This window comes from Rhizobium sp. GN54 (genome assembly GCF_021026345.1).
GTDB lineage: Bacteria > Pseudomonadota > Alphaproteobacteria > Rhizobiales > Rhizobiaceae > Mycoplana.
Genome location: NZ_JAJNCZ010000022.1, coordinates 2,501 through 5,183, shown reverse-complemented (window position 1 = coordinate 5,183; position 2,683 = coordinate 2,501). Strand labels below are relative to the sequence as shown.

General features: G+C 53.4%; 1 rRNA gene (only partly in view). It reads right to left on the bottom strand.

Annotation, left to right across the window (positions count from 1 at the left end):
• A 23S ribosomal RNA gene (locus LQK81_RS26100) occupies positions 1–2,276 on the bottom strand; it reaches 623 nt to the left of the window's first position.
• Positions 2,277–2,683 lie beyond the last annotated feature (407 nt).

The following is a 2,683-nucleotide window of genomic DNA, read 5'->3' as shown; positions in this document are numbered from 1 at the left end:
ACTTGTCAGTCTCGCAGTCAGGCGGGCTTATGCCATTGCACTCGACGACCGATTTCCGACCGGTCTGAGCCCACCATCGCGCGCCTCCGTTACTCTTTCGGAGGCGACCGCCCCAGTCAAACTACCCACCATACACGGTCCCGGATCCGGATGACGGATCGCGGTTAGACATCCATGACGATAAGGGTGGTATTTCAAGGATGGCTCCACTCAAACTGGCGTCCAAGCTTCAAAGCCTACCACCTATCCTACACATGCCGACACGAATGCCAGTGTAAAGCTATAGTAAAGGTGCACGGGGTCTTTCCGTCTGACCGCAGGAACCCCGCATCTTCACGGGGAATTCAATTTCACTGAGTCTATGCTGGAGACAGCGGGGAAGTCGTTACGCCATTCGTGCAGGTCGGAACTTACCCGACAAGGAATTTCGCTACCTTAGGACCGTTATAGTTACGGCCGCCGTTTACTGGGGCTTCGATTCAAAGCTTGCACCTCTCCTCTTAACCTTCCAGCACCGGGCAGGCGTCAGACCCTATACGTCGTCTTGCGACTTCGCAGAGCCCTGTGTTTTTGATAAACAGTCGCTACCCCCTGGTCTGTGCCACCCCATCCCACTTGCGTGGAAAAGGGTCACGCTTCTTCCGAAGTTACGCGTGCAATTTGCCGAGTTCCTTCAGCATAGTTCTCTCAAGCGCCTTGGTATACTCTACCTGACCACCTGTGTCGGTTTCGGGTACGGTCTATAATGATGGAGCTATTTCCTGGAACCCCTTCGCAGCCCACCCAATCCAATAAGGATGAACAACATACGGGATCCGTCACTACCACCAGGCCCACGAATATTAACGTGGTTCCCATCGACTACGCGTGTCCGCCTCGTCTTAGGGGCCGGCTAACCCTGCTCAGATTAACTTTAAGCAGGAACCCTTGGTCTTTCGGCGAGAGGGTCTCTCACCCTCTTTATCGTTACTCATGTCAACATTCGCACTTCCGATACCTCCAGGAGCCCTCACGGGTCTCCCTTCACAGGCTTACGGAACGCTCCGCTACCACGTGCATTGCTGCACATCCTCAGCTTCGGTGCATGGCTTCAGCCCCGTTACATTTTCGGCGCAAAGACCCTTATTTAGACCAGTGAGCTGTTACGCTTTCTTTAAATGATGGCTGCTTCTAAGCCAACATCCTGGTTGTTTTGGGATCCTCACATCCTTTCCCACTTAGCCATGACTTGGGGACCTTAGCTGGAGGTCAGGGTTGTTGCCCTCTTCACGACGGACGTTAGCACCCGCCGTGTGTCTGCCGAGTAGTACTCCCGGGTATTCGGAGTTTGGTTAGGATCAGTAAGACGGTGAGTCCCCATAGCCCATCCAGTGCTCTACCCCCCGGGGTATTCGCTCGACGCTCTACCTAAATAGATTTCGCGGAGAACCAGCTATTTCCGAGTTTGATTGGCCTTTCACCCCTAGCCACAAGTCATCCCAATCTATTGCAACAGATGCGGGTTCGGCCCTCCAGTTGGTGTTACCCAACCTTCAGCCTGCTCATGGCTAGATCACTCGGTTTCGGGTCTAATGCGACGAACTGAACGCCCTGTTCAGACTCGCTTTCGCTGCGCCTTCACCTATCGGCTTAAGCTTGCTCGTCACACTAAGTCGTTGACCCATTATACAAAAGGTACGCCGTCAGGCTTGCGCCCTCCGACTGTTTGTAGGCAACCGGTTTCAGGTTCTATTTCACTCCCCTTGTCGGGGTGCTTTTCACCTTTCCCTCACGGTACTTGTTCGCTATCGGTCATGCACGAGTACTTAGGCTTGGAGAGTGGTCTCCCCATGTTCAGACAGGATTTCACGTGTCCCGCCCTACTCAAGGACAATGCCTGTTCTACGTCTACGGGGCTATCACCCGCTACGGCCGGACTTTCCATTCCGTTCGACTTTATTCAGCATTGCCACTGGCCTGGTCCGCGTTCGCTCGCCACTACTTGCGGAGTCTCGGTTGATGTCCTTTCCTGCAGGTACTTAGATGTTTCAGTTCCCTGCGTTCGCTTCTTACCCCTATGTATTCGAAGGTAAGATACCTTATATCAATGCTTGGAAACCCAAGCCGTCCATCGCTGAACAGTTTGGATTCTCCAAGCATTTAAGGTGGGTTGCCCCATTCGGAGATCCATGGATCAAAGCTTATTCGCAGCTCCCCACGGCTTATCGCAGCGTATCACGTCCTTCATCGCCTGTGCATGCCAAGGCATCCACCAATTGCCCTTACGACACTTGATCGTTCTCATTGCCAATGCTCATCACTAGCTTTCGCATAAGCGAAAGCGACCGGGTTACCTTTTACAACCCAGCCAACTCATGATGCCATCGACGTGTTCGACAGCTAAGCTTTATTGGAACCACGCCGAGCGGTTCGCTTGCTTGCTGCCATTAAGACCAGCTTCTCGAGATCTGTCCGGGGATGCGCGGTCAGGCAACATCCATCAACAGGCCATCAGACGAAGGCCGAAGCCTTCGAACAACGATCCCGTTCTGAGTAACAGGCCTTCCTTCCTACCTCCAATCCCTCCTCCATATCCGGTCGGCTAGACCATCCATGGGTTCACTGGGACTGGGCTCGGACGTCCCAAGCAATTCCTAAGAATTGCTCAAAACACCTGGAAGCCTCCAGACAGTATCTTCTCTTC